Annotated in this window: 24 protein-coding genes, 1 tRNA gene and 1 pseudogene; 11 read left to right on the forward strand and 15 right to left on the reverse strand. The window is 67.4% G+C overall.

What is annotated here, in order from left to right; genetic code table 11:
- Positions 1–81: 81 nt before the first annotated feature.
- From IM25_RS03000 to IM25_RS03015, 5 genes are all read right to left on the reverse strand, one after another.
- A complete protein-coding gene (locus IM25_RS03000; RefSeq protein WP_006552627.1) occupies positions 82–876 on the reverse strand; it encodes a hypothetical protein in 795 nt (264 codons plus the stop codon).
- Between the two features lie 129 nt (positions 877–1,005).
- Positions 1,006–1,662: a hypothetical protein gene (locus IM25_RS03005; protein ID WP_033096290.1), complete on the reverse strand. Its 657-nt coding sequence runs from the start codon at positions 1,660–1,662 to the stop codon at positions 1,006–1,008.
- 108 nt (positions 1,663–1,770) lie between these two features.
- Positions 1,771–2,097, reverse strand: coding sequence for a SelT/SelW/SelH family protein (locus tag IM25_RS03010; RefSeq protein ID WP_033096291.1), 327 nt, complete (start codon positions 2,095–2,097; stop codon positions 1,771–1,773).
- 217 nt (positions 2,098–2,314) lie between these two features.
- Positions 2,315–2,476 (reverse strand): hypothetical protein, encoded by a 162-nt coding sequence (locus IM25_RS26360; RefSeq protein WP_019290926.1) that lies wholly within the window; start codon positions 2,474–2,476, stop codon positions 2,315–2,317.
- A gap of 83 nt (positions 2,477–2,559) precedes the next feature.
- Complete coding sequence (locus tag IM25_RS03015) at positions 2,560–3,687, reverse strand: glycosyltransferase family 4 protein (protein ID WP_033096292.1); 1,128 nt, start codon at positions 3,685–3,687, stop codon at positions 2,560–2,562.
- Between the two features lie 176 nt (positions 3,688–3,863).
- Here IM25_RS03015 and IM25_RS03020 point away from each other — a divergent pair, with 176 nt between their 5' ends.
- The 4 genes from IM25_RS03020 to IM25_RS03035 are packed head-to-tail and all read left to right on the forward strand — an operon-like array spanning position 3,864 to position 10,448.
- Positions 3,864–5,855: a hypothetical protein gene (locus IM25_RS03020; RefSeq protein WP_065995733.1), complete on the forward strand. Its 1,992-nt coding sequence runs from the start codon at positions 3,864–3,866 to the stop codon at positions 5,853–5,855.
- Between the two features lie 5 nt (positions 5,856–5,860).
- A complete protein-coding gene (locus IM25_RS03025; protein ID WP_232333387.1) occupies positions 5,861–7,345 on the forward strand; it encodes an archaeosortase/exosortase family protein in 1,485 nt (494 codons plus the stop codon).
- Positions 7,330–8,805 carry a glycosyltransferase gene (locus tag IM25_RS03030; RefSeq protein ID WP_033096294.1) on the forward strand — a complete coding sequence of 492 codons (1,476 nt, stop codon included), beginning with the start codon at positions 7,330–7,332 and terminating at the stop codon, positions 8,803–8,805. The genes IM25_RS03025 and IM25_RS03030 overlap by 16 nt, the downstream gene beginning before the upstream one ends.
- The gene (locus IM25_RS03035) at positions 8,802–10,448 is read left to right on the forward strand and encodes a glycosyltransferase family 39 protein (protein WP_198162533.1); all 1,647 of its coding nucleotides are present in this window, start codon (positions 8,802–8,804) and stop codon (positions 10,446–10,448) included. The genes IM25_RS03030 and IM25_RS03035 overlap by 4 nt, the downstream gene beginning before the upstream one ends.
- Here the strand turns inward: IM25_RS03035 and IM25_RS03040 are convergent.
- The 3 genes from IM25_RS03040 to IM25_RS03050 all read right to left on the reverse strand — a co-directional run bounded on the left by IM25_RS03040 (position 10,440) and on the right by IM25_RS03050 (position 12,852).
- Positions 10,440–11,504: a mannan endo-1,4-beta-mannosidase gene (locus IM25_RS03040; protein WP_006552637.1), complete on the reverse strand. Its 1,065-nt coding sequence runs from the start codon at positions 11,502–11,504 to the stop codon at positions 10,440–10,442. The genes IM25_RS03035 and IM25_RS03040 overlap by 9 nt on opposite strands.
- An 87-nt stretch (positions 11,505–11,591) precedes the next feature.
- The gene (gene dcd / locus IM25_RS03045) at positions 11,592–12,182 is read right to left on the reverse strand and encodes a dCTP deaminase (protein WP_006552638.1); all 591 of its coding nucleotides are present in this window, start codon (positions 12,180–12,182) and stop codon (positions 11,592–11,594) included.
- 34 nt (positions 12,183–12,216) lie between these two features.
- Positions 12,217–12,852: a TetR/AcrR family transcriptional regulator gene (locus tag IM25_RS03050; protein WP_033096295.1), complete on the reverse strand. Its 636-nt coding sequence runs from the start codon at positions 12,850–12,852 to the stop codon at positions 12,217–12,219.
- A 223-nt stretch (positions 12,853–13,075) separates the two neighbouring features.
- Between IM25_RS03050 and IM25_RS03055 the strand changes: the two genes are divergently transcribed.
- Positions 13,076–13,273, forward strand: a complete 198-nt coding sequence (locus IM25_RS03055; protein WP_024102017.1) for a hypothetical protein — start codon at positions 13,076–13,078, stop codon at positions 13,271–13,273.
- Positions 13,264–13,334: transfer RNA gene (locus IM25_RS03060), tRNA-Gly, on the forward strand. The genes IM25_RS03055 and IM25_RS03060 overlap by 10 nt, the downstream gene beginning before the upstream one ends.
- A gap of 161 nt (positions 13,335–13,495) precedes the next feature.
- Here IM25_RS03060 and IM25_RS03065 read toward each other — a convergent pair.
- The 3 genes from IM25_RS03065 to ahpC form a co-directional block, all read right to left on the reverse strand.
- The gene (locus tag IM25_RS03065; RefSeq protein ID WP_033096296.1) at positions 13,496–14,383 is read right to left on the reverse strand and encodes a hypothetical protein; all 888 of its coding nucleotides are present in this window, start codon (positions 14,381–14,383) and stop codon (positions 13,496–13,498) included.
- A 206-nt stretch (positions 14,384–14,589) separates the two neighbouring features.
- Positions 14,590–16,185: an alkyl hydroperoxide reductase subunit F gene (gene ahpF / locus IM25_RS03070; RefSeq protein WP_065995735.1), complete on the reverse strand. Its 1,596-nt coding sequence runs from the start codon at positions 16,183–16,185 to the stop codon at positions 14,590–14,592.
- A gap of 146 nt (positions 16,186–16,331) precedes the next feature.
- Entirely contained in the window at positions 16,332–16,895 is a 564-nt protein-coding gene (gene ahpC / locus IM25_RS03075) for an alkyl hydroperoxide reductase subunit C (protein WP_006552642.1), read from the reverse strand.
- A 214-nt stretch (positions 16,896–17,109) separates the two neighbouring features.
- Here ahpC and IM25_RS27560 point away from each other — a divergent pair.
- Positions 17,110–17,271, forward strand: a pseudogene (locus IM25_RS27560) (alpha/beta fold hydrolase); the annotation flags it as partial.
- Between the two features lie 30 nt (positions 17,272–17,301).
- On the opposite strand, the gene IM25_RS25240 reads toward IM25_RS27560, so the two are convergent.
- On the reverse strand, positions 17,302–17,544 hold the full coding sequence (locus IM25_RS25240; protein ID WP_006552644.1) for a DUF2630 family protein: 243 nt from the start codon (positions 17,542–17,544) through the stop codon (positions 17,302–17,304).
- A 100-nt stretch (positions 17,545–17,644) separates the two neighbouring features.
- Between IM25_RS25240 and IM25_RS03085 the strand changes: the two genes are divergently transcribed.
- The gene (locus tag IM25_RS03085) at positions 17,645–18,067 is read left to right on the forward strand and encodes a hypothetical protein (RefSeq protein WP_033096299.1); all 423 of its coding nucleotides are present in this window, start codon (positions 17,645–17,647) and stop codon (positions 18,065–18,067) included.
- Between the two features lie 92 nt (positions 18,068–18,159).
- On the opposite strand, the gene IM25_RS03090 is transcribed toward IM25_RS03085, so the two are convergent.
- A complete protein-coding gene (locus IM25_RS03090; RefSeq protein WP_033096300.1) occupies positions 18,160–18,666 on the reverse strand; it encodes a VOC family protein in 507 nt (168 codons plus the stop codon).
- A 236-nt stretch (positions 18,667–18,902) separates the two neighbouring features.
- Here IM25_RS03090 and IM25_RS03095 point away from each other — a divergent pair, with 236 nt between their 5' ends.
- A complete protein-coding gene (locus IM25_RS03095) occupies positions 18,903–19,331 on the forward strand; it encodes a hypothetical protein (RefSeq protein ID WP_006552647.1) in 429 nt (142 codons plus the stop codon).
- Between the two features lie 3 nt (positions 19,332–19,334).
- On the opposite strand, the gene IM25_RS03100 is transcribed toward IM25_RS03095, so the two are convergent.
- The gene (locus IM25_RS03100) at positions 19,335–20,120 is read right to left on the reverse strand and encodes a DUF1206 domain-containing protein (protein ID WP_006552648.1); all 786 of its coding nucleotides are present in this window, start codon (positions 20,118–20,120) and stop codon (positions 19,335–19,337) included.
- Between the two features lie 180 nt (positions 20,121–20,300).
- Between IM25_RS03100 and IM25_RS03105 the strand changes: the two genes are divergently transcribed.
- Entirely contained in the window at positions 20,301–23,612 is a 3,312-nt protein-coding gene (locus IM25_RS03105) for a bifunctional proline dehydrogenase/L-glutamate gamma-semialdehyde dehydrogenase (RefSeq protein ID WP_065995736.1), read from the forward strand.
- Positions 23,613–23,678: 66 nt separating this feature from the next.
- A complete protein-coding gene (locus IM25_RS03110) occupies positions 23,679–24,059 on the forward strand; it encodes a hypothetical protein (protein WP_016696235.1) in 381 nt (126 codons plus the stop codon).
- A gap of 4 nt (positions 24,060–24,063) precedes the next feature.
- On the opposite strand, the gene IM25_RS03115 is transcribed toward IM25_RS03110, so the two are convergent.
- Positions 24,064–25,638: a hypothetical protein gene (locus IM25_RS03115; RefSeq protein WP_033096303.1), complete on the reverse strand. Its 1,575-nt coding sequence runs from the start codon at positions 25,636–25,638 to the stop codon at positions 24,064–24,066.
- Positions 25,639–25,670 lie beyond the last annotated feature (32 nt).

The following is a 25,670-nucleotide window of genomic DNA, read 5'->3' on the forward strand; positions in this document are numbered from 1 at the left end:
CCTTTCGCTGTCGCCCCGGGAGTGGGCACGTCGCCAGTGTGTCGCGACGAATCGGGCAAATGTTACCGACCCGAACGTCCGTCAGCTGCCGAGCAGCCAGCGCGGACGGGACCACATCTGCCAGGTCTCGGCGACGCGCGCTCCGGCCGCGAGATAGAGCGGGGTGACACGCGGCCTGGTGAGTCCGCACATCGCGACCGGGCCGCGCTGCGTGTGGGTGTGGGCGGCGCCGGCCCGAATCAGCCGGTTCGCGTATCCGCGACGTTGCCGGCCGGTGCGGGTGCCGAGCGACCACACCGTCCGGATCGGTCCGCTGTCGACGAGCAGGGTGCACGACTGCAGAGCTGCAGCCCCGTCGTCCGCATCCGCGTCGTCGAAGATCCCGATCACCTCGACGCCGGTGGTGCGGGCGACGACGTCGGCGTAGGCGACCGCGGCGGTCCCCGGGGCGATCCCGAAGGTCGCGGCGGCGAGTTCGCGGGCATGCACCATGTCGTCCTCGCCGAGAACCCGGAGGCCCGGATCGATCGGAGCGTCGTGGGCGACGAGGTAGGTCAGGTCCAGCGAACCTGCACACACCCAGCCGTGGTCGGCGAGAACCTGGGCGGCGCCGAGGCCGTCCCCGGCGAGCAGGACGATCGACGGGTGACCGGCCTCCGTCAGCGTCTCGTAGACATGCTGGGCGTGAGCGGTCACGTCGCCGCCGTGGACGAGCGCGAGGTTGTAGTCGGGGTCGGGGGCTGCGGTGATGCCGATCCACCAGCCGTCACCCTCGGACCAGTGGCCCCCGGACGTCAGCGGCCGCATGCTCGCGCCGTACGCACGTCGCAGTTGCAGCGACGATGCGAGAACCGTCGCGATCGAGGCGGCGTCCACCCCTTCTCCTTCCACTGCCACAGAAATCGACCCCGGACCACATCTACAGGGTCGGCACGAAAACGGCATCGGCGGCACCCGATGGGTGCCGCCGATGCCGTCACGTGCGGATCGGAGTGTGGACTCCGATCAGAGGTAGGCGCCGATCAAGTCGCGCAGGAACTTGATCGCGAACTGGAGCGGGTCGACCGGCTCCGGCTGCGACTGGGGGGCCGGCGGAACATTGTCGGCCTGGGGCGCGGCCTCGCCCTGCGGTGCGGGCGCGGACTCGGCCTGCGGCGCGGACTGTGCCTGCGGAGCCGACTCGCCCTGCGGTGCGGACCCGCCGCCGCCGACCGTCACGGAGATGCCACCGGTGAAGGGGCGACCGGACGCGTCGAAGATGTTCTCGTACTGCGCACCCGAGGCGTCCTGGCAGCCCCAGAAGACGTTGTAGGTGCCGTCGGTGATCGACTCCGGGCCGGCCTGCGAGGATGCGCCGTCCTTGATGTACAGCGCGCTCGAGGTGCTCGTGTTGGTCACCGAGAAGCTCGTGCCGGCGGGCTGCGCGTCGATGCGACCCGACGGATCGGCCGTGTCGACGGTGCCCGGCTTCAGGACGTAGGTGACGCAGGTGACGCCGCGGTCGACGTCGGCGCGCGTCAGATCGAAGTCGACGACGATGGCGCCGTTCTCCGCCTTCGCCGAGACGCTCGGACCCGCAGCGGACGAGACGCCCGGAACGACCAGTGCCAGCAGTGCGGCACCGGAGGCCGCGACTGCAGCCTTCTTCGCAACAGAATTCATCGATTTTCCTCCCCGTGTTTCGATGTCGGCGACCACTTTCGTGAGCGGCACGCCGTCGACCGTGCCCGACGCGCGTAGAACGCGGGCACATATACGAGAACGTTACCGCTAGATGTCGTTGCTGTCGCGACGAGGTGGGGCATCGGCCCGGGCGGCCCGATCCACATGCCCGAGATCACGATCCGGCTCCACGAGATCACGCACTCGCTGCTCGAGCACGACGATCTCGGGAAAACCCTTGTCCTCCTTGCGGTCCCACACGACCGTGTCGTCGACAACGATGCGGAACACTCCCCCCGTCTCAGGAACGAGCGCGACCTCGCCGAGAGCGGTACCGAAGGTATTCAGCATTTCCTGCGCCATCCATCCGGCGCGCAGCAGCCACTTGCACTGCGTGCAAAAGGTGATTGCGACGCAGGGAGCCTGCTCGGTCATGAGCGACAGGATATCTCCGCCGGAAACAGGCCCGGGAATAGGTGAAGCCCCGGCAATCGTGGTGGTGGATCGGCCGGGGCTTCTGCACGGACCGGTGATGGGGGGTAACCGACCCGTGCGGCCGTCCTCACATGGGGGACAGGAGGACGACGCGGAACCGAGTCTAGACACGAGAAATTGTTACTCGCGAGTATCGCGCAGGCGGACGTCCGGCGTGTCAGGAAGCGACGGGAGGATTCGCAGGATCGCGCTGCTCCCGCTGCATCTCGACGAGCTGTTCCTCCCTCTCGGAGACGAACAGGAACCGACCGACCGCGAGCGCGCCGAGAGCCGAGAGGCCCAGCCACGCCGCCAGCGCCGATGCGATCCACACCCACATGGCTCACAGTGTGCGCGAATCCGCCGGGAACACCAAACATCGGCGATCACAACATGGTTGCAAAAGCAATACTCGAGGCCGCCTCACGATGTGACGCCCGTCGCCCACAAGGCGTTCACCATGGCCGGCAACGTGACTTCGATGTCGTGGCGCTCCTCCACCCGGCGACGCGCGGTGACGGCAATGTCGTTCCGCAGGTCGGGATCGGACATCAGTCGCCGCAACGCCTCTGCCAGAGCCTTCGCATCGCCGGGCGGAACGAGCAGTCCCGCGCCGTCGGCCAGATGCTCGGCGGTCCCTCCGTGATCGGTGCCGACGACGGGCACACCGTGCGCCATCGCCTCCAGTGCGACCAGCGGCCCCGCCTCCGGCGAGGTGCTCGCGGAGACCATCACGTCCCACACCGCGAAGACCTCGGCGGGATCGACCCGACCCAGGAACGACACTCGTCCGCGCAGGTCGGGGGCGTGTGCGCGACGCCGCAGTTCGTCGAGGAAGGCTTCGTCGCCGGGGAACGGTTCCCCCGCCACATCGAGACGGATCCCGGGCACCTCGGCCACCGCCTCGAGAAGGACGCGGTGTCCCTTCCATTCCGTCACCGACGCGAGGATGCCCACCCGCACGGTCGAGGCATCGGGAGTCGAGTCCTCGGGAGATGTCGACCGGGACGGAACAGGCGGAATCGGGACGCCGTGCGGTGCGACGACCACCGGATATCCGCATTCACGGACCGGCACGGCCGAGGCCCGCGAGACGGCGACCGCTCCACCCACGGCACCCCTGCCCATCCGGGCGACGATGCGCTGCTTACGGGAGGACAGAGTGTCGTGCACCAGCCACCCGGCACGTTCACAGTGGGACGTGCCGAGCACGGCGAGCCGCAGGGACGGCAATGCGAACAACGAGTTGCACACGACCCGCGGCCGCTCCGCGGAGAGCACGCGACGGAGCCTGCGCGCTCCCACCAGCCACCGCAGCGGAAGACCCGCCAGGCCCGCGATCCGCCCGACTCCCCTCTGACCCCACATGCCCAGCCGGGGCAACCGGACACGGACGCATCCGGCCGGGAGGGCGTCGGCGAGCGGCCCGTCAGGGCACGCCACCACGACCCGACGCCCCTGCGCGAGAGCGACGTCGACGAGCATCAGCATGACCTTCTCGGCACCCGACCGCTCACCGGTGTGCGCGACGAACAACAGCGGATCGCTCACGGCGCCGCAACCGTCCGATACCTCGCTGCTTCCGCCACGGGGCCTCCTGATTCGTCCGATTCGAGTCGTCGGCTGAAATCGAGGCCGGCCGTCGTTCCGTTACAACAGCGCAACGTCACACCGAATTGTCGCCGCGTCTGCAATATTCTCGTGATCGGACGCAATACGCTGCTCGAGTGACATCGCCCAGAACCGGTCGCCGTTCCCGTCGCACCCTCGTGCTGGCTCTTGCCGCCTCGATGACGTTGTGCGCGAACCCGCTTACCGCTGCAGCGCAGGATCTCGAACCGACGGAACCGACTCCTCCGGGCGAGGTCGCATTCCCGACCCGCAAGCTCGGGCTCGGGCCGAACATCGAATTCCGTGGCAATTCCGATGTCGTCACACTCGCATTTCCTGTCCCGGCCGGAAATACTCCCGCCTTCCTGGACACCACCGCCGAACTGCCCACGAATGTCGCGCGCGGATGGATCGACGTCGTCTCGGACGGGCGCCTGCTCACCCGCGTGGAACTGCCGCCCGGTGGCGCCATCGTGCCCCTGACGATTCCGCTCGCCGGGGCGAAGGTGGAGAACGGTGCCGCGGTGGTCTCGCTCGATCTGCACCTGGTCGCCGTCGACAACATCTGCCCCGACGACTGGACGCTGGGTTCGGTACGTCTGCGCGACGGTCTGGTCCGGTACGCGGGCACACCCGCGGCGCCGCAAGCGGTCGCCGACTACCTCCCGCCGGTCCTCGATCGCCTCGAGTTGTATCTGGCCGAGGACCCCACGGACGCCGAAGCGGGCGTCGCCCTCGACCTCGCAGCGACCGTGAGCGCCCGGTATCCCGGGCGGCAGGTGCCCGTGGACGTACGTGAACTCCCGGCGAACGGCCTCCCCCCCGCAGCCGACACCCCGCTCGTCCGGCAGATCGTCGTCAGCGAGGGCGACCAGACGGGTGCGGAGGTCGTGCCGGTGCCCGACGGGCCGCCCGCCCTGTACGTCCGAGGCGACGCCCAGACCCTCCTCGACCAGGTAGGCCTGGTGAACAGCATCCTGTCCGGTCTTGCCGTCGGTTCCGACGTCGCCGTCGGCACCTTCGACGTCTCGCCCATCCTCGCTCCGGACTCGACCACCCTGTACGACCTACGAGTGTCCGACCTCGAGACGAGCGGTCTCGGCCTCGCCGACGTACACCTCTTCCTCGACCAGACCGAATTCGGGCGGCCGGTGCGCGATGTGCGCATCGACCTGCAGGGCACCTACACCCCGCTCCCCGCCACCCAGGGCGGGTCGATCACCGTCTCCGTCGGCGACATCATGCTCGATTCGTGGGCCGCCGACGCGAGCGGCGTCATCGACCGTGTCGTCACGGTTCCGAACTCGGCCCTCGGGCGGCTCACCGACATCAGTGTCGAACTCCGCACCACCGGCGCGCAGCAGCAGTGCGGTCTGCAGCAACCCGTCACCCTGCGCATCGACGGCGGCAGTCGTGTCTTCAGCACCCTCGCGGATCCGCCGCTGCCCGTCGGCTTCCCGTCGCTGCCCCAGACGCTGATGCCGAAGGTCGACGTCGCCACCTCCGATCGCAGCCTCGTCGACGTCGCCCGTGCCGTCGAGCTCGTCGCCGGGCTCCAGTCGCTCACCAGCCGTCCGCTCGACCCCGAATGGGTGACGATCGACGAAGCGCTCGCCTCGTCGGGACCGGCAGTGATCGTAGCCGCGAACGGTCTCCTGCCCGAAGATCTGCAGTCGCAGCTGCCGCTCGTCCGCACCGAGGACCGCCGGTTCGAGGTCCGCAACGCCGACGGCGAGAGCACCAGCCTCACTTTCGGCACCGAGGTGGACTTCGCCTCGTTGCAGGTCGTGCGGGACGACGGACGCACCGTGCTGGTCGCCACGTCGACCGGTGCTCCCGAGGAACTCGATCGGACGCTCGACTGGCTCTCCGCCGAGCCCGGTCGCTGGTTCGAACTCGAGGGCAGCGTGCTGTTCACCGCGCCCGACCGCGAACCGATCACCCTCATCGATCCCCACACCCGGGACGACGACGTCGACGCGGCGTCGTCGGAATCGGACAGCACGGTGACCGCAGTGGTCGTCGCGGGGGTCGTCCTGCTCGTCGTCGGTGCGGCGGGCGCCGCGGTGTGGTCGCTCCCCCGTCGGCGCCGTCCGCAGTCGCGGTGAACACGATGACCACGACAACCGAGCATCCGTCGTTCATCGAGCGGTTCTTCACGAACGCGATGCTGCACACCACCAATCGGTGGATCGCGATAGTCGCCGCAACCCTGATCGGCTTCCACTCCACCTGGCTGCAGCTGCTCGACGAGATCCGCACCGGCACCACGGGTGGTTACGTCCTCATCGTGCCGCCTCTCGTCGCGATCGTTGCGATCGGCATCACGCGGCAGCGGAAGAACGAACTGCCGATCCACGACCGGCAGACCGACATCATCACGTCGGTGCTCCTGCTGCTGATCGCGCTCGCGATCAAGGGGCTGCTGATGCCGCGCTACGCGACGAACTATCAGGTGATGCATCTCGACGTGCTCGCCGCGTGGGTGTTCGTGTGCGGGGCGTGCGTCGCGATGTTCGGCCTGCGCGTGACCGCGGCGTACTGGCAGGCGTGGGCGATGCTCTTCCTGAGCTCGCCCGTGCTCTACCGGATCGTGCTCGTCGAGGCCGGGGGCACGAAGCTCGCGGCGGGACAGGGCACGCTCGTGCTCGCCGCCACGGCTGTCGGACTCGCGACGCGGCGCACCCGGGCCCGCGGATTCTTCTACGGCTCCGCAACATTCGTGACCGGTCTGGTGGTGCTCGTCCTGGTCGATCAGCGGTGGCCGGACGCACCCATCGCCGTGTCGCAGTACGTGCCGGCGGTGGTCGCGACGGTGGTCGTCGGGGCCGGTGCCTATCTGTGGACCTACCGCGGGCTCGCGCCACGCACGCTGCCACCGAATCCGGTGTCGGTTCCCCAGGCCGTGCGCGGAGCGATGTGCGTCGCGGTGGCCACCTTGCTCGCCGCACTCCTGCCGCTTCCCGACCAGCGCCTGACGCCGGTCTCGGTCGGGCCCCCTTACTCGGGCACCGCCACCCAGATCGTCCCATCCGGATGGGTGCAGTTGTCGTCCGTCGACTACGACTGGCCCCGCGCATACTTCCGTCAGGGATCGGTGCTGCGCCGGCAGATGCTCCGGGCGGAGGAACCGAACCCGGAGTGGGATCGGCTGCTGCGTCCCCGCACCGTCGCCGTGCAGACACTGCAGGTGCGTCGTGTCGGTTCGTTCGCGGTGTACCCCACCGAATCGATGTACGCACTGGGCAAATCACGGGTGAGCCCGAAGGAATATGTCGATCTGGGTCGCGGCGTCACCGCCGAGTACTTCACCGTCGTCGACGACAACCTGCTCCTGACGTGGAGCCTGCTCAGCTTCGTGTGGACCCGCAGCGACACCGTCGCCCAGCGGGTGAGCCTGCTGACGGTGGACAACCACGAACTCGATGCGCCGTTCCCGCAGCCCGAGCCGAACACTGTCGCCAACGCACGCACTCTGATGCGAGTGTTGCTGCGCGGCAACGGCACCGTCGAGGACACCGATCCCGAGTACAAGGACCGTTCCATGCTCATCGAGGTGGGTCGCGAACTCGTGGAGGCGCAATGGCAGGGCGAGTGAACGTCGGCTCGGGACACGATGTTCCGCCCGAAGACACCGTCGAGTTCGACGCCTACCGGACCGCGGCCCTGCACGAAGCGGTGCACGGACTGCGCGAACGCAGCCCCGTCTCGTCGGCGTCGGTCGCGTTCGTGCCGTGGCAGAAATACCTCGGATTCGCACTCGCGGGGGCCTTCGTGCTCGCGCTCGTCGTGGCGACGAAACCGACCCTGATCGTCTTCACCGTGCTGTGCACCTTCGGGTACATCGCGACCCTCGCCGACCGGCTGCTGCTGTTCACCCGCGGCATGGCACGCGACGCGCAGTTCATCGTCGACGACGAGGAAGCTCTCGCCCTCACCGACGACCAGTTGCCGCCGTACACGGTGCTCGTCCCCGCTTACAACGAACCCGAGGTGGTGGGCGATCTGCTCGCCGCGATGGCCGCGCTCGATTATCCGGCCGACAAGCTCCAGGTGTTGTTGCTGCTCGAGGAGGACGACACCGTCACGATCGAGGCCGCGGAGAAGGCCGGGCTCGGCGAGAGCGTCGAGATCCTGCTCGTCCCGGCCGCCGACCCACGGACGAAACCGAAGGCGTGCAATTACGGACTGCACTTCACGACGGGCGAGATCGTGACGATCTTCGACGCCGAGGACCTCCCCGAGCCCTTGCAGTTGCGCCGGGTGGTCGTCGTCTTCGACCGTCTCGGCGACGACGTGGCATGTGTGCAGGCGAAGCTGGCTTTCCACAACGGAACCCAGAATCTGCTGACCGGCTGGTTCACCGCCGACTACGCGCTGTGGTTCAACTTCATCCTGCCCGGACTGATGAAGTCGCACTCGCCGATCCCGCTCGGCGGGACGTCGAACCATATCCGCCGATCGGTGTTCGACGAGATCGGTGCGTGGGATCCGTACAACGTCACCGAGGACGCCGACCTCGGCGTCCGGATCGCCGAATCCGGCTACTCCACTGCGGTTCTCGACTCGACCACGCTGGAGGAGGCGAACAGCGATCCGATCAACTGGGTGCGGCAGCGATCCCGGTGGTACAAGGGCTATCTGCAGACCTGGCTGGTCCACATGCGCCGGCCCGTCCGGTTGTGGCGGGTGATCGGCACCGCGGGGATGCTGCGTTTCACGACCCTGCTCGCGGGCACGCCGATCATCGCGTGCCTGAACATGGTGTTCTGGATGACAACGCTCGCGTGGCTGCTCGGCCAGGCGGAACTGATCGAGGAGATCTTCCCCTGGTACGCCTACTTCCCCGCGCTGATCTCGCTCGTGTTCGGCAACGTCGCCGTGATGTACATGAACTTCGTGGCGTGCCGCGAGACGGGCCACTCGAACCTGTGGTGGCCGTGCCTGACCGTGCCGTTCTACTGGGTCCTCATGTCGATCGCGGCGATCAAAGGCACCTATCAGCTCATCCGTAATCCTTCCTACTGGGAGAAGACCTTCCACGGGTTGTCGTCGTGAGGACCCGCAGCACGTGGGTGTTCTGGACCGCCTGCCTGATCTATCTGGTGGTAGGACTGTGGCTCGCGCTGGACGTGCAGTACTACCAGGGGGATTCGCTCAGCCGTGTCAGCGCTGCGCGGTCGGTGCTGCTCAGCCGCGACCCGCACCTCGCTGCCATCGGTTTCGTGTTCACACCCCTCACCGCGCTCGTCCAGGTGCCCCTCACAGGACTGTCGGCGTGGTTCCCGGGACTGTCGGCCTATGCGGTGACGGCCGTGCTCATGTCGGCGCCGTTCATGGCCGGCGCGGCGGTGCAGATCCACCGCATCGCGTGCGATCGCGGCTGCACGCCGTGGTTCGTGTGGACGGTGACGGCGGTGTTCGCCCTGAACCCGATGATCGTCTACTACGGCGCGAACGGGATGAGCGAGGCGCCGTTCCTGTTCGCCTTGTGCTGGGCCGCGCGTCGTCTGATCCGCTGGTGCAGCACCGACGACATCCACGACCTGGCGCTGGCCGGAATCGCCCTGGCACTGGCGTATCTCGCGCGGTACGACGCGCTGGCCGTCGGTGGGGCGGTGACGGTCTTCGTCGCACTGCTCGTCCGGTACCGATCGCGACGGTACGCTCCCGGCTCGGGATGGCAGCCGGCGATCATGGACGCGATCCTCGTCGCCGCTCCCCTCGCTCTGGCCTTCGTCGCGTTCGTCGTGACGAGCTGGCTCGTCACCGGTGAATGGCTCGCGCAGTTCACCTCGGCCTACGGCAACGCCGCCATCCTCGAGCAGAGCGGTGGCGGGTCGTCGGGCGGGCTCGGTGCGATCGCCTTCTCGCTCGCCGAGACCGTCGTGCTCGGGCCGGCGCTTCCGCTGCTGATCCCGGTCGTGGCGGTGCTCGCATGGCGACGACGCGATCTCGAACCGCTCGTGCCGTTCGTCGTCTTCGGCGCGGTCCTGGGCTTCGCGGCCCTGTCCTATGCACGCGGAATGACCTTCCCGTTCCTGCGCTTCTACATCTGCGCGATCCCGCTGCTCGCGGTGTGGGTCGTACAACTGGCTCCGCGACGTGGACTGCTCACGGCACGACGCCCCGGGCCGCATGCCGTTCCGAGGACGGAGGACCCCAGCGGCGCAGCACCCTTGGGTGCGGTGCTCCTGGTGTGCAGCCTGCCCGTCACGTTCGTCGCGATGGGCTCGCCCACCCTGTCGCAGGAACAGCACGCGCTGCGCACGGCCCTGTTCCCGGACGACAACGATCCGTCCGAGGTGCGTGAGAAGCAGCGACAGGTGATCGCGGCATTCTCCACAGAACGGCGCATCGCCGAATACCTCGACGCGATGGACCTACCGCCGGGCTCGGTGCTGATGGACACGGTCTACGGGTTCGCGATCTTCTCGGCCACCGAACGCCCCGAGACGTTCGTCATCCCTTCGGACTCCGACTTCACGGCCGTGCTCAACCGCCCTTCCGCCTCCGGGGTCGAGTACATCCTGACCGTCCCCAACGAGGGCCGCGGAACATCGGACGCCGTCAACCGCCGCTACCCCACCATCTACGAGACCGGCAGCGACATCGCGGTACTCGAACTCGAAATCCCCAACGACGGTGCCGACCAACCAGATTGGCGACTCTTCCGGGTACTCGACCGGACGTCACCCTGAGCCGTGGTGACGTCGTAGGACGTAGTGGACCGGGTCGTCCGGGCCGATGTCGTAGGTGCACTCGTCCGGTCGCGGGTCGGGGACGAACGACCACATCAGTGCGCCATCGGCCCCGAGATCGCGGTACCGCGTGAGCGTGCGGTCGACGATATCGGCACGTTCGCTCACCGCGCGGCACGAACCGGCCCGGACACCGAGTTCGGCGACGAGCATCGGCTTCGACAATCCGTCGAGCCGCCGTTCGAGGAACTGTGCGTCGTCGTAGTCGTGGTACTGCACCACGTCGAGCTGCTCGGCGTCGGTGACGGTCGCGAAATCGTCGCCGGCGGAACCGCACTGGTCGCCTCCGATGGTGCCGACGGTGACGAGCCGGTCCGGGTCGTGCTCGCGGACTATGCCGGCTGCTTCGTCGATCCAGTTGCGGAGCAGCCGAGCACCGCCGGGCAAGCACTCGCGTCGTTCGAGGGCGCACTCGTCGTCGGTGCAGGTCGCGGTCTCGGGTTCGCCGATCAGCTCCCACATCGCGACCGCCGGTGACGAACCCCACCGTTCGACGGCGGTCGCGACCCAGTCGTCGTAGGCGAGCACATGACCCGGCAGCGGGTCGTGCCAAGCGGCGTCGTACCAGTCCGCCTGCTTGTATCCACCCGCGTCGCAATCACTGTCCTGCGGGGCGAGCACCGGGATCAGGTACACCCTGTGCCGCTCGGCGGCGTCGAAGACGGCATCGAGCGCCGTGAAGTCGAGCGTGCCGCCGATCCGGTGGACAGCGTGGGACTGGAAGGCGTCGAAACGCACGATCGAACGCGGCGCCAGCGTGCCGAAGAAGTCGTCGAGGTCCACCTCGGCACCGCATCCGTGGTTGACCTCCCAGCGGGTACCGAGCTGGTATGCGTTGAGTCCGGCGGGCCACCACGTCCGGCCGTCGAGGACGAGCCGGTCACCGTCGGCACGCACTACCGGGAGATCCTCGGGAGGCGAGGGGCGCGACGAGGTGTCCTGCGCGCAGGCCGCGAGCAGGAGCAGCAGTGTGGTGGCGACCGCAGCGACGCGCACATGCAGAGATTAACTCGGGCGAGAGGGTGCCCGACCCGCACGGACGAGATTCACCCCGGGGTTCGTCTGCGACGTGCGCAGGACGAACTAGCTGGGACGCGCGTCGGGATGCTTGTGCACGAAGTTCAGGTACGCCTTCGACGGCGTAGGCCCGCGCTGGCCCTGGTACTTGGACCCGACCTTCGCGCTGCCGTACGGGTGCTCGGCGGGGCTCGTCAGCCGGAACAGGCACAGCTGACCGATCTTCATGCCCGGCCACAGCGTGATCGGCAGGTTAGCGACATTGGACAGCTCGAGGGTGATGTGCCCGTCGAAACCCGGGTCGATGAACCCGGCCGTCGAGTGCGTGAGCAGACCGAGCCGGCCCAGCGACGACTTGCCTTCGAGGCGACCGGCGAGGTCGGCCGGCAGGGTGCACCGCTCCATCGTCGACCCGAGCACGAACTCGCCGGGGTGCAGCACGAACGGCTCACCCTCGGGAACCTGCACCAGCGACGTCAGTTCGTCCTGCTGCTTCGCCGGGTCGATGTGCGTGTAACGCGTGTTGTTGAAGACGCGGAACAGGCTGTCGAGTCTGACGTCGACACTCGAGGGCTGCACCAGCTCCGGATCGAACGGGTCGATGCCCAGATGCCCGGAGGCGATCTGGGCGCGGATGTCGCGATCGGAGAGCAGCACGCGTAGAGGTTAACAATCGCGCGGCCGCGGGGTTCTACGTGGCCGAGTCGCGTCGCAATTGGGCCGACATCGTGATCAGCAGTTCGGTGCACTCCTCGACGACGTCGTCGTGGCTCAGCGGCACGGTGCCGTCGAGCCAGGCCGTCAGCGCCTGGGCGAGTCCGCCGACGACGTAGTGCGCCGCCAGGTCGAGCCGGGGGCTCGGGGTGATGGCGTAGATGTTCTCGGCCTGGGCGGTGACCAGCCCGGCGAACATCCGGGTCGAATCCAGGCGCCGCCTGGACAGCTGCGGATTGGCCTGGCTGACGGAGAACATGATGCGGCCGAGCCGGGGGTCCTCCTCGATCTCGTGGACGATGTTCTCGACACCTGCGCGGACGATGACGCGGTCGTCGCCGGTCGGTGCGGCCGTCACCGCGGCCATCGTGCTCTCGGCGATGCGCTGGACCACGTGGTCGTAGACGGCTTCGGTCAGCTCGTCGCGGTCGGTGAAGCTCTCGTAGAAGTAACGCGACGCCAGGCCGGCGCGCTTGCAGACGCCGCGGACGGACAACGTGGGCTCGCCCTCGGCGGCGCCGAGGAGGTCGAGGCCGGCCTCGACGAGCTGGGCTCGTCGATCGGCCTGCCGTTCCTCACCTGCGCGTCCACCGTAGAGCCGTCCAGTTGCCATGCCTCTATCTTCGCAGCGTCCGCTTCCCGTGCCGCGCAACCTCCGGTCTTTACCGTCGGCGCGCATCTGGGTGACAGTCGTGGTCACTTCTGACGATGGAGGGACATTCGATGACGACGCCCGTCGACAAGGCACACGCGCAGGTGCGCTCCACCGAGTCGAGCCCGGTCGAATACAACGCGATGGACCCGGAAAGCAGTACTGGGAGGACAACCTCCACAAGATGAAGATCGACGACACGATTTTCGAGCAGATGCTGCTGCCGTGGACGCCGCGCGACCAGCGTCGCTTCGACCGCGTCTGCGGGCTCTCGGTGTGGTCCAGGGGTCCCGCGATCGACCCGGAGAGTCTGCTACAGTTTGCTCCGAAAGCTCGGGCCGGAGTCGACGAGAATCGGCAAAAGCCCAGCGTGCCGATGTAGTTCAATGGTAGAACATCAGCTTCCCAAGCTGAATACGCGGGTTCGATTCCCGTCATCGGCTCTCACACGAAGCCCCGACCACACGGTCGGGGCTTCGTCGTATGCGGGGCGTTCGTCGTATCGGGGCCGACGTTGTTGTCGATTTTCCCGCGTTCTTCGACAACAACACCTACCTCGACAGCCCTACCGGCAGCCTTCGAGGTACGCGCGGCTCCCCGAAGTTCACTGGAGGTACGACGCGTAATCGGCGTAGGGCACCTGACCCGTGGGGCTCGCCTCGATGGCCTCGGCAACCTCGGGCGGGATGGGAGCCCAGTAGGCCGGCATCGCGGCCGCGAGGGAAGGGCTCACGGCGTAGATGAGAGCGAAGTTCACGATCCACAGCGGTGGCGCCATCGACATGCCGACGGTCGAGACGACGTCGCCCTTCGTATTGGTGACCAGCTGTGCGGCGCCGGATATCTGTTGCGCCGCGAAACCGAAGGTCGCTTCGATCGGGTACGCCGACCGGTACAGCGCCACCAGCGTGTCCGTCGCGTCGTTGTTCCGCAGCCAGGTGTCGACGTACCCGCCGGGCGCGATGAGCGTGTTCACCTGCCTCGTCGGCGCCGACGCGTTGGCCGGGCTCTGCAGCATCCCGTCGGGCGTCACGTAGAGGCCGTAACTGCCCAGCACCGTCGGGGTGGAGACACCGTTCACGTCGGAGTACAGGGGGTGGCCGGTCGTATTGATGAGGATGTCGATGGAATCCTGGATGATCTCGGCGGCCTCCTTGCTGCCGCCCACTCCCCCGCCGGTGGTGAAATCACGGGCCTGCTGCTCGGACAACGCATCTTCCGGCTTCAGCCCGATCTGCCGGGCGATGTCCTCGGCCCATTCCCGACCGAGCGGAGCGTGCAACCGGGACGGGTCGGTGACCTGCGTCGGCGCCAGATGCTCGTAGGCCGGTGCTCCGGAGAAGGGAAGCGAGAATCCCGTGGACTCGTCCGCCGACGCCGCGGGATTCACCCACAGGGCGACCAGTCCCATGAGCGCCACCGCCGTGGCGGCTCTGCGATACAGGCGTCCTTCGCGTCTGCGCCGCCATTCGGACTTCCGTGTGCTGCGCATAGGTCGACCTCCTGGGACACCGTCGCGATGGGGACACACGTACGCATTTCAGTGAAGCGCCGGGGTAAAGAGCGCGTCAATGCCTGTGCTGGGTGAATTGGGGGAGGATATGGGCGATTTCCGCAGAATCTTCGACAACAACCTCCCCGAGGAAGCAACGTGGCCGCCACCCGGAAGGGGTGACGGCCACAGGGCTGCAGTGACGCTTAGACGGTCGCGGCGACCGCTTCCTCGGCCTGGGCCGGGGCGCTCGTGCGGATGAGGTGGTCGAACGCGCCGAGCGCGGCCGTCGCACCCGCACCTGCGGAGACGATGATCTGCTTGTACGGGACGGTCGTGCAGTCGCCGGCGGCGAACACGCCGGGCACCGAGGTGCGGCCGTGGTCGTCGACGACGATCTCGCCGCGCGGGCTGAGTTCGACCGTGCCGGTGAGCCATTCGGTGTTCGGTAGCAGACCGATCTGGACGAACACGCCGTCGAGCTCGAGGGTGCGCGACTCGTCGGTGGTGCGGTCGGTGTAGGTCAGGCCGGTGACCTTCGAACCGTCGCCGAGGACCTCGGTGGTGAGGGCGCTGACGATGATGTCGACGTTGGGCAGGCTGCGGAGCTTGCGCTGCAGCACCTCGTCGGCGCGCAGGACCGAGTCGAACTCGATGAGGGTCACGTGGGCGACGACGCCGGCGAGGTCGATCGCGGCCTCCACACCGGAGTTACCGCCACCGATGACCGCGACGCGCTTGCCCTTGAACAGCGGGCCGTCGCAGTGCGGGCAGTAGGTGACGCCCTTGTTGCGGTACTCCTGCTCGCCCGGCACGTTCATCGCGCGCCAGCGGGCACCGGTCGCGAGAACGACGCTGCGCGAAAGCAACCGGGCGCCGCTCTCGAGCTCGACCTCGACGAGGCCGCCCTCGGTGGGGGCCGGGGTGAGCTTCGAGGCCTTCTGGACGTTCATGATGTCGACGTCGTACTGGCGGACGTGGTTCTCGAGCTCGGCAGCGAACTTCGGGCCCTCCGTGTAGGGGACGGAGGAGAAGTTCTCGATGGCCATGGTGTCGAGCACCTGGCCACCGAAGCGCTCGGCGAGAACGCCGGTGCGGATTCCCTTGCGGGAGGCGTAGATCGCGGCAGTCGCGCCGGCGGGGCCGCCACCGACGACGAGGACGTCGAAGGGATCCTTCTCGCTGATCGCGGCGGCGGTGCGCTCGGCGGAACCGCTGTCGAGCTTGCCGACGATCTGCTCGAGGTTCATGCGTCCGGAGCCGAACAGCTCACCGTTGAGGAAGACGGTCGGCACTGCCATCACCTGGCGTGCGTCGACTTCGTCCTGGAAGAGCGAGCCTTCGATCGCGGTGTGCTTGATGCGCGAGTTGGTCACACACATCACGTTCAGGGCCTGCACCACGTCGGGGCAGTTCTGGCACGACAGTGAGAAGTAGGTCTCGAAGTGGAAGTCGCCCTCGAGGTCGCGCACCTGCTCGAGCAGCTCCACGGCCTCCTTCGAGGGGTGGCCGCCGACCTGCAGCAGGGCGAGCACGAGGGAGGTGAACTCGTGGCCGAGCGGGATGCCCGCGAACTCGACCGCGATGTCGGTGCCGACCCGGCGGATCAGGAAGGAGGGGAGACGGGTGGCTTCACCGTCGCGCACATGGGTGACCAGATCGGACATGCCGGCGATCTGATCGAGGAGATCGGCGAGTTCCTTCGACTTCGGCCGGTCGTCGAGGGACGACACGAGCTCGATCGGCTGGGGGACCTTTTCGAGAAGGGACTTCAACTGGGCGGCGAGGGAGGCGTCGAGCATGAGGATTCACTCCAGAGGTGGAAGAACTGTGACCGGAAGAGATGGGAGTCGGCGAACTTCTCAGCTCGAGCCGAGCGGACCCGGACGGTGCCCGGTGGCACGGGACGTTCGATCCCGTGCCACCGGAACGAATTTCCGTCGACGAATCAGATCTTGCCGACGAGCTCCAGCGACGGAGCGAGGGTGTCGTCGCCCTCTTCCCACTTGGCCGGGCAGACCTCGCCCGGATGGCTGCGGACGTACTGAGCAGCCTTGACCTTGCGAACGAGCTCGGCGGCGTTGCGGCCGATGCCTTCAGCGGTGACCTCGGTGAACTGGACGACGCCGTCCGGGTCGACCAGGAAGGTGCCGCGATCGGCGAGGCCCTGGTCCTCACGGAGGACCTCGAAGTCGGTGCTGATCTGCAGGGTCGGGTCACCGATCATGGCGTACTTGATCTTGCCGATGGTCTCGGACGAGCCGTGCCATGCCTTGTGCGTGAAGTGCGTGTCGGTCGAGACGGAGAAGACCTCGACGCCGAGCTTCTGCAGCTCCTCGTAGTGGTCCGCGAGGTCGCCGAGCTCCGTCGGGCAGACGAACGTGAAGTCTGCGGGGTAGAAGAAGAAGATCGCCCACTTGCCCTTGATGTCCTCGTCGGACACGGTCACGAAGGCGCCGTCCTTGAAAGCCTCGGCCTTGAAGGGCTTGATCTTCTTGTTGATCAGCGACATGTAGAAACCTCACTCGTCTCGATGGGGTTGACGGCTTCGACGTTATCCGCGAACTATTAATTGTGCCAATCGATAGTTTCTAGAAACTCGATAAGCAAGGGCTATAACACGGCATTCGGCCAGGTCGTTGCTTTTCCTTCCTCACGAATGTGACAGAACACACAGCCTTTGCGACAGAGCACTCCGGCCCGTCCGGAAGGGAAAGATGGAACCGATGCACTCACGACCGAGCTACCGCCGCACCGGATCCGGTGAACCCCTACCCCTCCTGCACGGGATCGGCGCCACGATGGACGACTTCTCCACCCTCGTCCCGCACCTCGCCGAGCACTTCGACGTGCTGAACGCCGAACTACCCGGCTACGGTTCGTCGCCGAAGCAGAACGGTCGACCCACCGTCGGCGCCCTACTGTCGGTAGGACTCGACCTCGTCGACCGGCCGCGCCTGGGCGTCGTCCGGGTCGTCGCCGAACTCGGCCTTCGCGCGACGCTGCCGCAGCAGGTCCCAGCACTGGTCGAGCCTCTTCTCGACAGCGGCCAGCCGCTGCAGGTCCTCGTCGCTCGGACCGTCCGCGCCGGTTCGTGAGCGCAGTGTCTTCTCTTCGTCCACCAGCTTCTCGATGTGCTGGAAGAGTTCGTTCTCGTCCATGGGAAACTCCCTCGATGTGGTGTTCCGTCGGCATAGCCTCATCCGGCAGGAGTGAAACCGCCGCCGGTTTCGCACCGGGCCGGCCGGGTATCTCCTCGACATGAGCATCGAAGACGGTCCCGGCGACACCCTCAGCCCCAGCGAAGGCCTCGACGCCGACGAAGTGCGGAACGACGACGGCGACGAGGTCGTCGACCCGCCCGAGGACTGGAGCGGCGCCGACAAGTTCGGAACGACCCAGCGTGAAGAGCAAGAAGGCGAGTCGCTGGACCAGCGCCTCGCCGAGGAGGAACCCGACGTCGAACCCGCCGAGCCGCTGGACAAGCCTGTCGCGGCGACACCGGCGGACGAGCTCACCGAGGACGTCGACGAGGTGATCGACGACGCCACCACCGGCGCCCCCGAGGACTCGAAACTCGCCGACGAGGTCGACGGGGTGATCGTGCAGGATTCGCGTGTCGACCGCGGTCAGATCAGCGGCGCCCCCGAGGACGGGGAGTCGATCTTCCCGATCGTCGAGTAGGAGTTCGGCGAACAGACGAAGGGGAGGTTGTGTGCGCGTCCGGTAGACGGACGCGCACACAACCTCCCCTTACCCCGTGCTAGAGCTTCGCGCTAGAGCACCTTCGAGCCGTACATCTCGCCGAGCGGGTCGGCGATGAGTTCGAGGCGGGCTCCGTCTGGGTCGCGGAAGTACAACGAGACGTCGCTGTGTTCGACGAACTCGACACCTGCGTCGATCAGCTTGTCGCGCAAGCGCTCCCAGGCGGGAAGGGCGACGCTGATCGCGATGTGGTGCAGACCGCCGAAGACCTCCTGATAGGGGCCGACGTCGAGACCGGGGAAGTCGAAGAAAGCCAGCAGATTGCCGTTGCCGATGTCGAAGAAGAAGTGCGAGGAGCCGGGATAGTCGCGGTTCTCGATCAGCTCCGTCAGCGGGAACTCGAGGAGATCCTGGTAGAAGCGCACGGTCCGTTCGACGTCGCTGCTGATCAGCGCAGTGTGGTGCAGCCCCCGCGCCGACGACTGCGGGCGCGCGTCGGCAGGCTTCAGGTGTGCGTCGCGGATGAGTGCACGCCGACGCTCGAATTCTTCGTAGCGCTGCTGCTCGTCGGCGATCATCGATCCACCTTCTTTCCGATGTGGTTGCTTTCTCAACCAGGATGATCCCAACTAGTTGCGTTGTCCACTAGTTGGGTCGAGGCGGTAGCTCTTCGTGACCCGGGGAGTCACGGACCGGGTACGACGATCTCGTCGCCGTCACGTCTTCTTCACGAACATCCGATTCGCCCGTTCCCCGGATATCGAGTGCGGACGATGAATATGTCGGGGACTCACCGCGGTTCCGAGGAGATCCCATGAACCATCGTAGGACCCTGCGTGCGACGGTCTCGTTGCTCGCACCGCTCGCACTGCTCGCCGGTTTCGCACCCGCCGCGAGCGCAGCGGCGGATACGGACACCCGAGGATTGTGGACGGTCAGCACCCGCGGAGACACCGTGCTGGTGAAGCTGATGTACACGTCCCCACCGGACGAGGACCACCCCTTCATCTGCGTCGCGGCGCTCGGAACCGGCGAGTCCGGAATCGCGGAGATCTTCGGAGCGAACTACCAGACCCTCGAGTTCACCGGGATCGCCGCAGGACTCAACATCGCGACCGCCAGTTGCGAAGACAACGACGGGGAGCTGCGGCCGGTGGGCGCGATCGAGTTCGAGTTGCCCGGCCCACCGACCCTCCACTACGTCGCGACCGAGTCGTTCTGGTTCGACGACGCAGACGACTGAGCGTCACATCTTCGCGTCGCGGGCCATGACGAAGCTGTAGAGGCCGTAGACCGCGATGCCGAGGCCCATGAGAACGAGCAGCACCGTACCGAAAGGCTGCGAGCCCAACGTCTTCAGAGCACCGTCGAGGCCCGCTGCCTTCTGCGGGTCGGCCTGGAAGACCGCGACGATCACCAGAACACCGACGAGACCGAGCGCGAGACCCTTCGCGACGTAACCGACAAGCCCGAGACGTTTCACGAACGTGCTCGGGTGGCTCTTCAGATCGTCGACGAAGTTCTTCGACGCGCCCTTGTAGACGTGGTAGGCGCCCACACCGAGGATGACGAGTCCCGCGACGACGAGGACGAACTTGCCGGCACCGGACTGCAGCAGCTTCGCCGTCAGACCCGCGTTCTGTTCACCGCTGGACTTGCCGCTGCCGCGGGCGAACCCGAACGCGGTGTACGCGAAGGCGAGATAGACGACACCGACGCAGGCGGCCTTGAACCGGTCGAACGCTTTGTCCTTCATGTCGGCGTCGGGTTGTTCCGGTTCGGACGCCTTGCCGAAGGTGGCCTCGGCGAACCGCCACAGGCCCATCATCACGAAGACGACGACGGCGATCCACAACGCGATCTTCCCGCCGGGCTGCTCGCCCAGTTCCGCCATCGCACCGGACTGCGACGCCTCCTGCTCGCCGCGACCGAACGCGACCCTGATCGCGAGGTAGCCGATGAGCAGGTGCACGATGCCACTGCCGACGTAGCCGGCACGTGCGAACTTCTCGAATACACCGTTCTGCGCCATGCGCTCGGCGGATGACGCCGCGCCACGTGACGCGGGAGCCTGACGGTTCACTCTCGTCTCCTCATCGGTCGGGACTGTCCCCTTCGCGCTGTATTCCCGGCACCGCGGACCGCAAACGCGAACCGGCTCCGGTGGGTAGATTGGCGTCAGGTTCGAAACGCCGTCGATCGGAGGCGCATCGTGCGGATCGTCGAGGATGCTGTCGCCCTGGCCCGCCGGTGGGTGGAGGAATCGTCGAAGGTCGCACCCGACCGTGCGGCCCGCCACCTCGCCGACGTTCTGAAGGATCCCCACGGACTCGAGTTCACCGTGCGCTTCGTCGACGAGGTCATCCGCCCCGAGGATCCGACGACCGCAGCGCATGCCCTTGCCGAATTGTCGCGGAACATACCGGATTTCCTTCCCGTCCACCTCCGCGCGGCCGTGCGGGCGGGCGGTGCGATCGGTCCCCGCTTCCCGCACCTCGTCGTCCCCGCCGCGCGTCGCGCGCTCCGGACGATGGTCGGGCACCTCGTCGTCGACACCGACGATGCCGCGCTGGGCCGGGCCATCGCACGACTGCAACGCCCCGGCATCCGGCTCAACCTCAACCTGCTGGGCGAAGCCGTCCTCGGCGAGGCCGAGGCGCGTCGCCGTTTCGAGGGCACCCATGCGTTGCTGGCACGTGACGACGTCGACTACGTCTCGCTCAAGGTCTCGGCGGCCGTCGCGCCGCACTCGCCATGGGCGTTCGACGAGACCGTTGCGGACATCGTCGAGCGGCTCACCCCGCTGTACCGTCTCGCCGCGACCTCGCCGACGCCGAAGTTCGTCAATCTCGACATGGAGGAGTACCACGACCTGGACGTGACGGTCGCGGCGTTCACGACGCTGCTCGACCGTCCCGAGTTCCTCCATCTCGAGGCCGGAATCGTGCTGCAGGCGTATCTGCCCGACGCCCTGACCGCCATGATCGAACTGCAGCGGTGGGCGGCGGCGCGACGCGCAGGCGGCGGCGCCGCGATCAAGATCCGGGTGGTCAAGGGCGCCAACCTGCCGATGGAACGGGTCGACGCGTCGCTGCACGGATGGCCGCTCGCGACGTGGAGCACCAAGCAGGAGACCGATACGAACTACAAGCGGCTGCTGCACTACGCGTTCACGCCCGAGCGGATCGAGAACGTGCGGATCGGGGTGGCCGGGCACAATCTCTTCGACATCGCCTACGCGTGGGAGCTCGCCGGTCGCCGGCAGGTGCGCAACGGGATCGACTTCGAGATGCTCCTCGGCATGGCGCAGAGCCAGGCCGAGGTGATCCGTCGACACGTCGGCAGCCTGTTGCTCTACACACCCGTCGTCCGCCCCGACGAGTTCGACGTCGCGATCTCGTATCTGGTGCGTCGGCTCGACGAGGGGTCGGGGCAGGAGAATTTCATGTCGGCGGTGTTCGATCTGGCCGACGATCCCGCCCTGTTCGGACGCGAGGAGCAGCGGTTCCGTGCGTCGGTGGCGGCGCTCGACGACAGCGTCCCCTCCCCCAACCGCACGCAGAACCGGCAGGGTCCTCCCACCCCTGCGCCGCCGGTGTTCACGAACACGCAGGACACCGATCCGTCCCTGCCGCAGAACCGGGAGTGGGGGCGCCGCATCCTCGAGCGGGTGCCGTCGTCGAAACTCGGTATCGACACCGTGCGCGCCCACACCCTCTCCTCCGAGGACGACCTCGAGCGCGTGCTGGTCGACGCGAACGCGGCCGGTCGTGTCTGGGGTGCCCGCAGCGGTGCCGAACGCGCACGGATCCTCGAACAGGTGGCCGATGTGCTCGAGGCGCGGCGCGCCGATCTGCTCGAGGTGATGGCGGCCGAGGGCGGTAAGACGCTCGACCAGTCCGATCCGGAGGTCTCGGAAGCGATCGACTTCGCGCGGTACTACGCCGAGCGGGCCCGCGCGCTCGACGAGATCGACGGTGCGCGGTTCGTGCCGTCGACCCTCACCGTCGTGACGCCGCCGTGGAACTTCCCGGTCGCGATCCCGGCGGGGTCGACGCTCGGGGCGTTGGCGTCCGGTTCGGCGGTGGTCCTCAAGCCCGCGACGCTCACGGCTCGGTGCGGGGCGGTGCTCGCCGAGGCGATGTGGGATGCCGGCGTGCCCCGCGACGTCCTGCACCTCGTCCACGCCGACGAACGGTCGCTGGGCACGAAGCTCGTCTCCGACCCGCGCGTCGACCGGGTGGTGCTCACCGGTGCCTACGAGACCGCCGAACTCTTCCGTTCGCTGCGTCCGGGGATGCGACTGCTCGCCGAGACGAGCGGCAAGAACGCGATCGTCGTGACGCCGAGCGCCGATCCGGATCTGGCGGTGCGCGACGTCGCGCAGTCGGCGTTCGGGCATGCCGGGCAGAAGTGCTCGGCGTCGTCGCTCGTGATCCTCGTCGGCTCCGTGGCGACCTCCCGCCGGTTCCGCGACCAGCTCGTCGACGCGGTGCGGTCACTGCCGGTCGGGCCTGCGCACGATCCGCGAACACGTATGGGGCCGTTGATCGGACCGGCGCAGGGCAAACTGCTCACCGCGCTCACCGAACTCGACGACGGCGAGTCGTGGCTCGTCGAACCGCGCCGGCTCGACGAGGAGGGCCGGCTGTGGACGCCCGGTGTGCGCACCGGGGTGCGAGGCGGGTCGCGCACGCATCTCGTCGAGTTCTTCGGTCCGGTGCTGGGGGTGATGACCGCGGCCGATCTGGACGAGGCGATCGCGATCCAGAACGAGGTGGACTACGGGCTCACGGCGGGGCTGCATTCGCTGGATTCGGACGAGATCGCCCGCTGGCTCGATCGGGTGCAGGCCGGGAATGTGTACGTCAATCGCGGTATCACCGGTGCCATCGTGCGACGGCAACCCTTCGGGGGTTGGAAGAAGTCGTCGGTGGGAGCGGGCTTCAAGGCGGGCGGGCCGAACTATCTCTTCGGCTTCGGTTCCTGGGAACCGTGCGCCTGGGACGAGGACATGCTGCGCCGGGCGTTCGAGGACGACGAGCGAGCATGGACGTCGGAATTCGCTGTGGTACAAGATATCACGGGACTCTCGGCAGAGCGGAACCTGTTCCGGTACCGGCCCGTTCGCACACACGTACGCCTCGGTGAGGCCGGGCGGCCCGACGAACTCGTGCGCGTGCTCGGTGCCGCGGCCCGGGCGGGCGCGCCGGTGGAAATCTCTTCGGCTTTCGCCGTCGATCTCGTAAGATGCTCGAATACAGCACGTTTCGGCGGTCGCGTGCGCGTGGAGAGTGATGTGGAATGGGAGGAACGGATCGTCGACACGATCCCGGCGCGTGTCCGCCTGATCGGCGCAGCGCCGCCCGCCGAATGGAACACCCGATGCGACATCGCGGTGTTCGACCATCCGGTGACCGGATCCGGACGAATCGAGATGCTGCCGTTCCTGGCCGAACAGTCCGTCACGATCACCGCTCATCGATTCGGCACACCGCACCGGCTCACCGACGAGATCATCTGAAAACAAACCCCGAAGCGGTTCTGCCGAAGCCCTGTGAACCCCGACACTGTGAGGTGGAATAGGAAAATGGATATCGCCACGACACCCCCTACCGAACGTCGCAAGCTCGCACTCGCCGCAGTGAAGGAACTCGGACCCCAGCGCACCGAGAAGGCCGTCCTCAAGGTTCGTTGTCCCAAGGGCCACACCGTAGCGGCGGTGTACAACACCACCGAGGGTCAGGTCGTGGTCTCCCGCAGCGGTCCCGGCGGCCGCGGCAACCGCGACCGCGAAGCGACACCGCACAACGGCACATCACTCAATTCGGAGTATGTGGACACCCTGGAGGTGACGCAGTTCGAGGACGACGCCATTCCGTCAGGATGCGCGTGCGGTCCGCGCTCGCTGTCGCGGAAGAAGATGCAGGACGCCGTGGCGACACACGCTCACGTCATCAACCTGACCTGATCCCTCACAGACCGAAACGCAACTGCACCCGGAACACGTCGAGCACCTCGTCGACCCACCCCAGGATCGACAGCGTCGAATCGATGTTCTGCGGTGGAGTACGCACAAGGGTGTCGTGCCGGAGCAGACGCTCGAAATCCACGGCGACAGGACCGTTTCGCACCGTTCCGTTCGGCGACCGGAATTCGACGCCGGCACGCACCATCACGTCGATGATCTCCTGGGCGAGGATCCCGTAGGCGACCGTCGTCGGGTGCACACCGTCGAGGGAGAACAATCCCCCGCTGTCGCGACCGCCGTGACCGTCGGCCGACAGGAAACGCGTGTCCGGTACCGGGTCGAGCGCGGCGAGCGTCGGCGGTAGCGGGTACGGCTGCCACCACGCGGGTCGCGCATCGAGGTCGTCGACGTAGCGGCGCGCGGCCAGGCGGTCGAGGATGCCCGCGGTGTCGAGCAGATACCAGTCCAGTCCGGCACGTCGCGCGTCGGCGACCGCTTCGGTGATCGTCTCGTCGAACAGGTCGATCGCGGCGTCGACCATGCGGGCCTGCGCACCGGTGATGTGTTCGTCGCGGCTCGCATCGAAGCGGCGCGCGTCCACCCACGGCCGGGTGTAGTAGGGGAAGTACGGCGAGCCGTTCTTCGTCCCGATCCCCCGGGCGATCGGGGCGATGGTGACGTGCGGGACGGTGCACAGCACCACGTGCCGCGCGTCGATGTCGCGGAGCTTCGCGACGACCGCCGCGAACTCGCTGTCGAAATGTTCGGGCCGCCAGATCGTGTAGGCCTGTTTCCCGTCGAGGTCGCGGAAGTCGTCGCCGCTCCACACGACCTGCAATTCGGTGACGGTCTGCAGCGCGTTGTTCGAACCGAGGAAGACGACGAGTGTCTCGATGCCCGCCTCGGTGTCGCCGTCGTGCTCGGCACCGAGTTCGGCCGCGACGTCGAACAGTGTCATCTCGCGGCGCCGGTCGTCGGTGTTCGGATAGACGTACAGCGCCGCCCGCTCCCCGTTGTTCTCGACGAGTTGCCGCACGAGATCGTCGCGGGGTGTTGCGATGCGTTCGGCGCAGACGCGGGCGGTCTTCTGCAGCGCGTCGCGCAGATCCCAGCCGAAACACGACAGGTTGTGGAGATATCCGACGAGCGGTGGTGTCGCGCCGGGTCCGCGTTCCCAGTAGTCCTCGACCTCGTCCATGAAGCCGCGCGCCGTGAACAGCGCCGTCGGCAGCTCCCACGGTTGCAGCGTCGATCCGTGCCGCTCCTCGATCCGGCGCAACAGCACTTCGACGTTCAGCGGCAGTCCGCCCGGTCCACCGAAGCGCGGGTATCGGAGATCGGCGCCGAGCTCGTGGGCGACGATCGCCGGGACGGAGACGTCGGTGTTGTAGATCGCGCCGCTCTGGAAGCCCTGCAGCAGGGAGTCGCCGAGCGCCACCAATCGGTGTGGCGGTGTGCCGCGGAAGGACCGGGGAACGTCGATGCCGAGGGTCGGGTCGAACACCGGCACCCGCGGCGGCCGGGCGGCACGGGCCACGACCGTGTCGGGTGTGCCCTCCGGGATCTCGTCGGCCGTCATCACGCCTCCTCGGCCCCCTCATCGAGGGTAGA

Origin of the sequence: Rhodococcus sp. p52 (genome assembly GCF_000763325.2) — a bacterium.
Taxonomy (GTDB): domain Bacteria; phylum Actinomycetota; class Actinomycetes; order Mycobacteriales; family Mycobacteriaceae; genus Rhodococcus; species Rhodococcus pyridinivorans.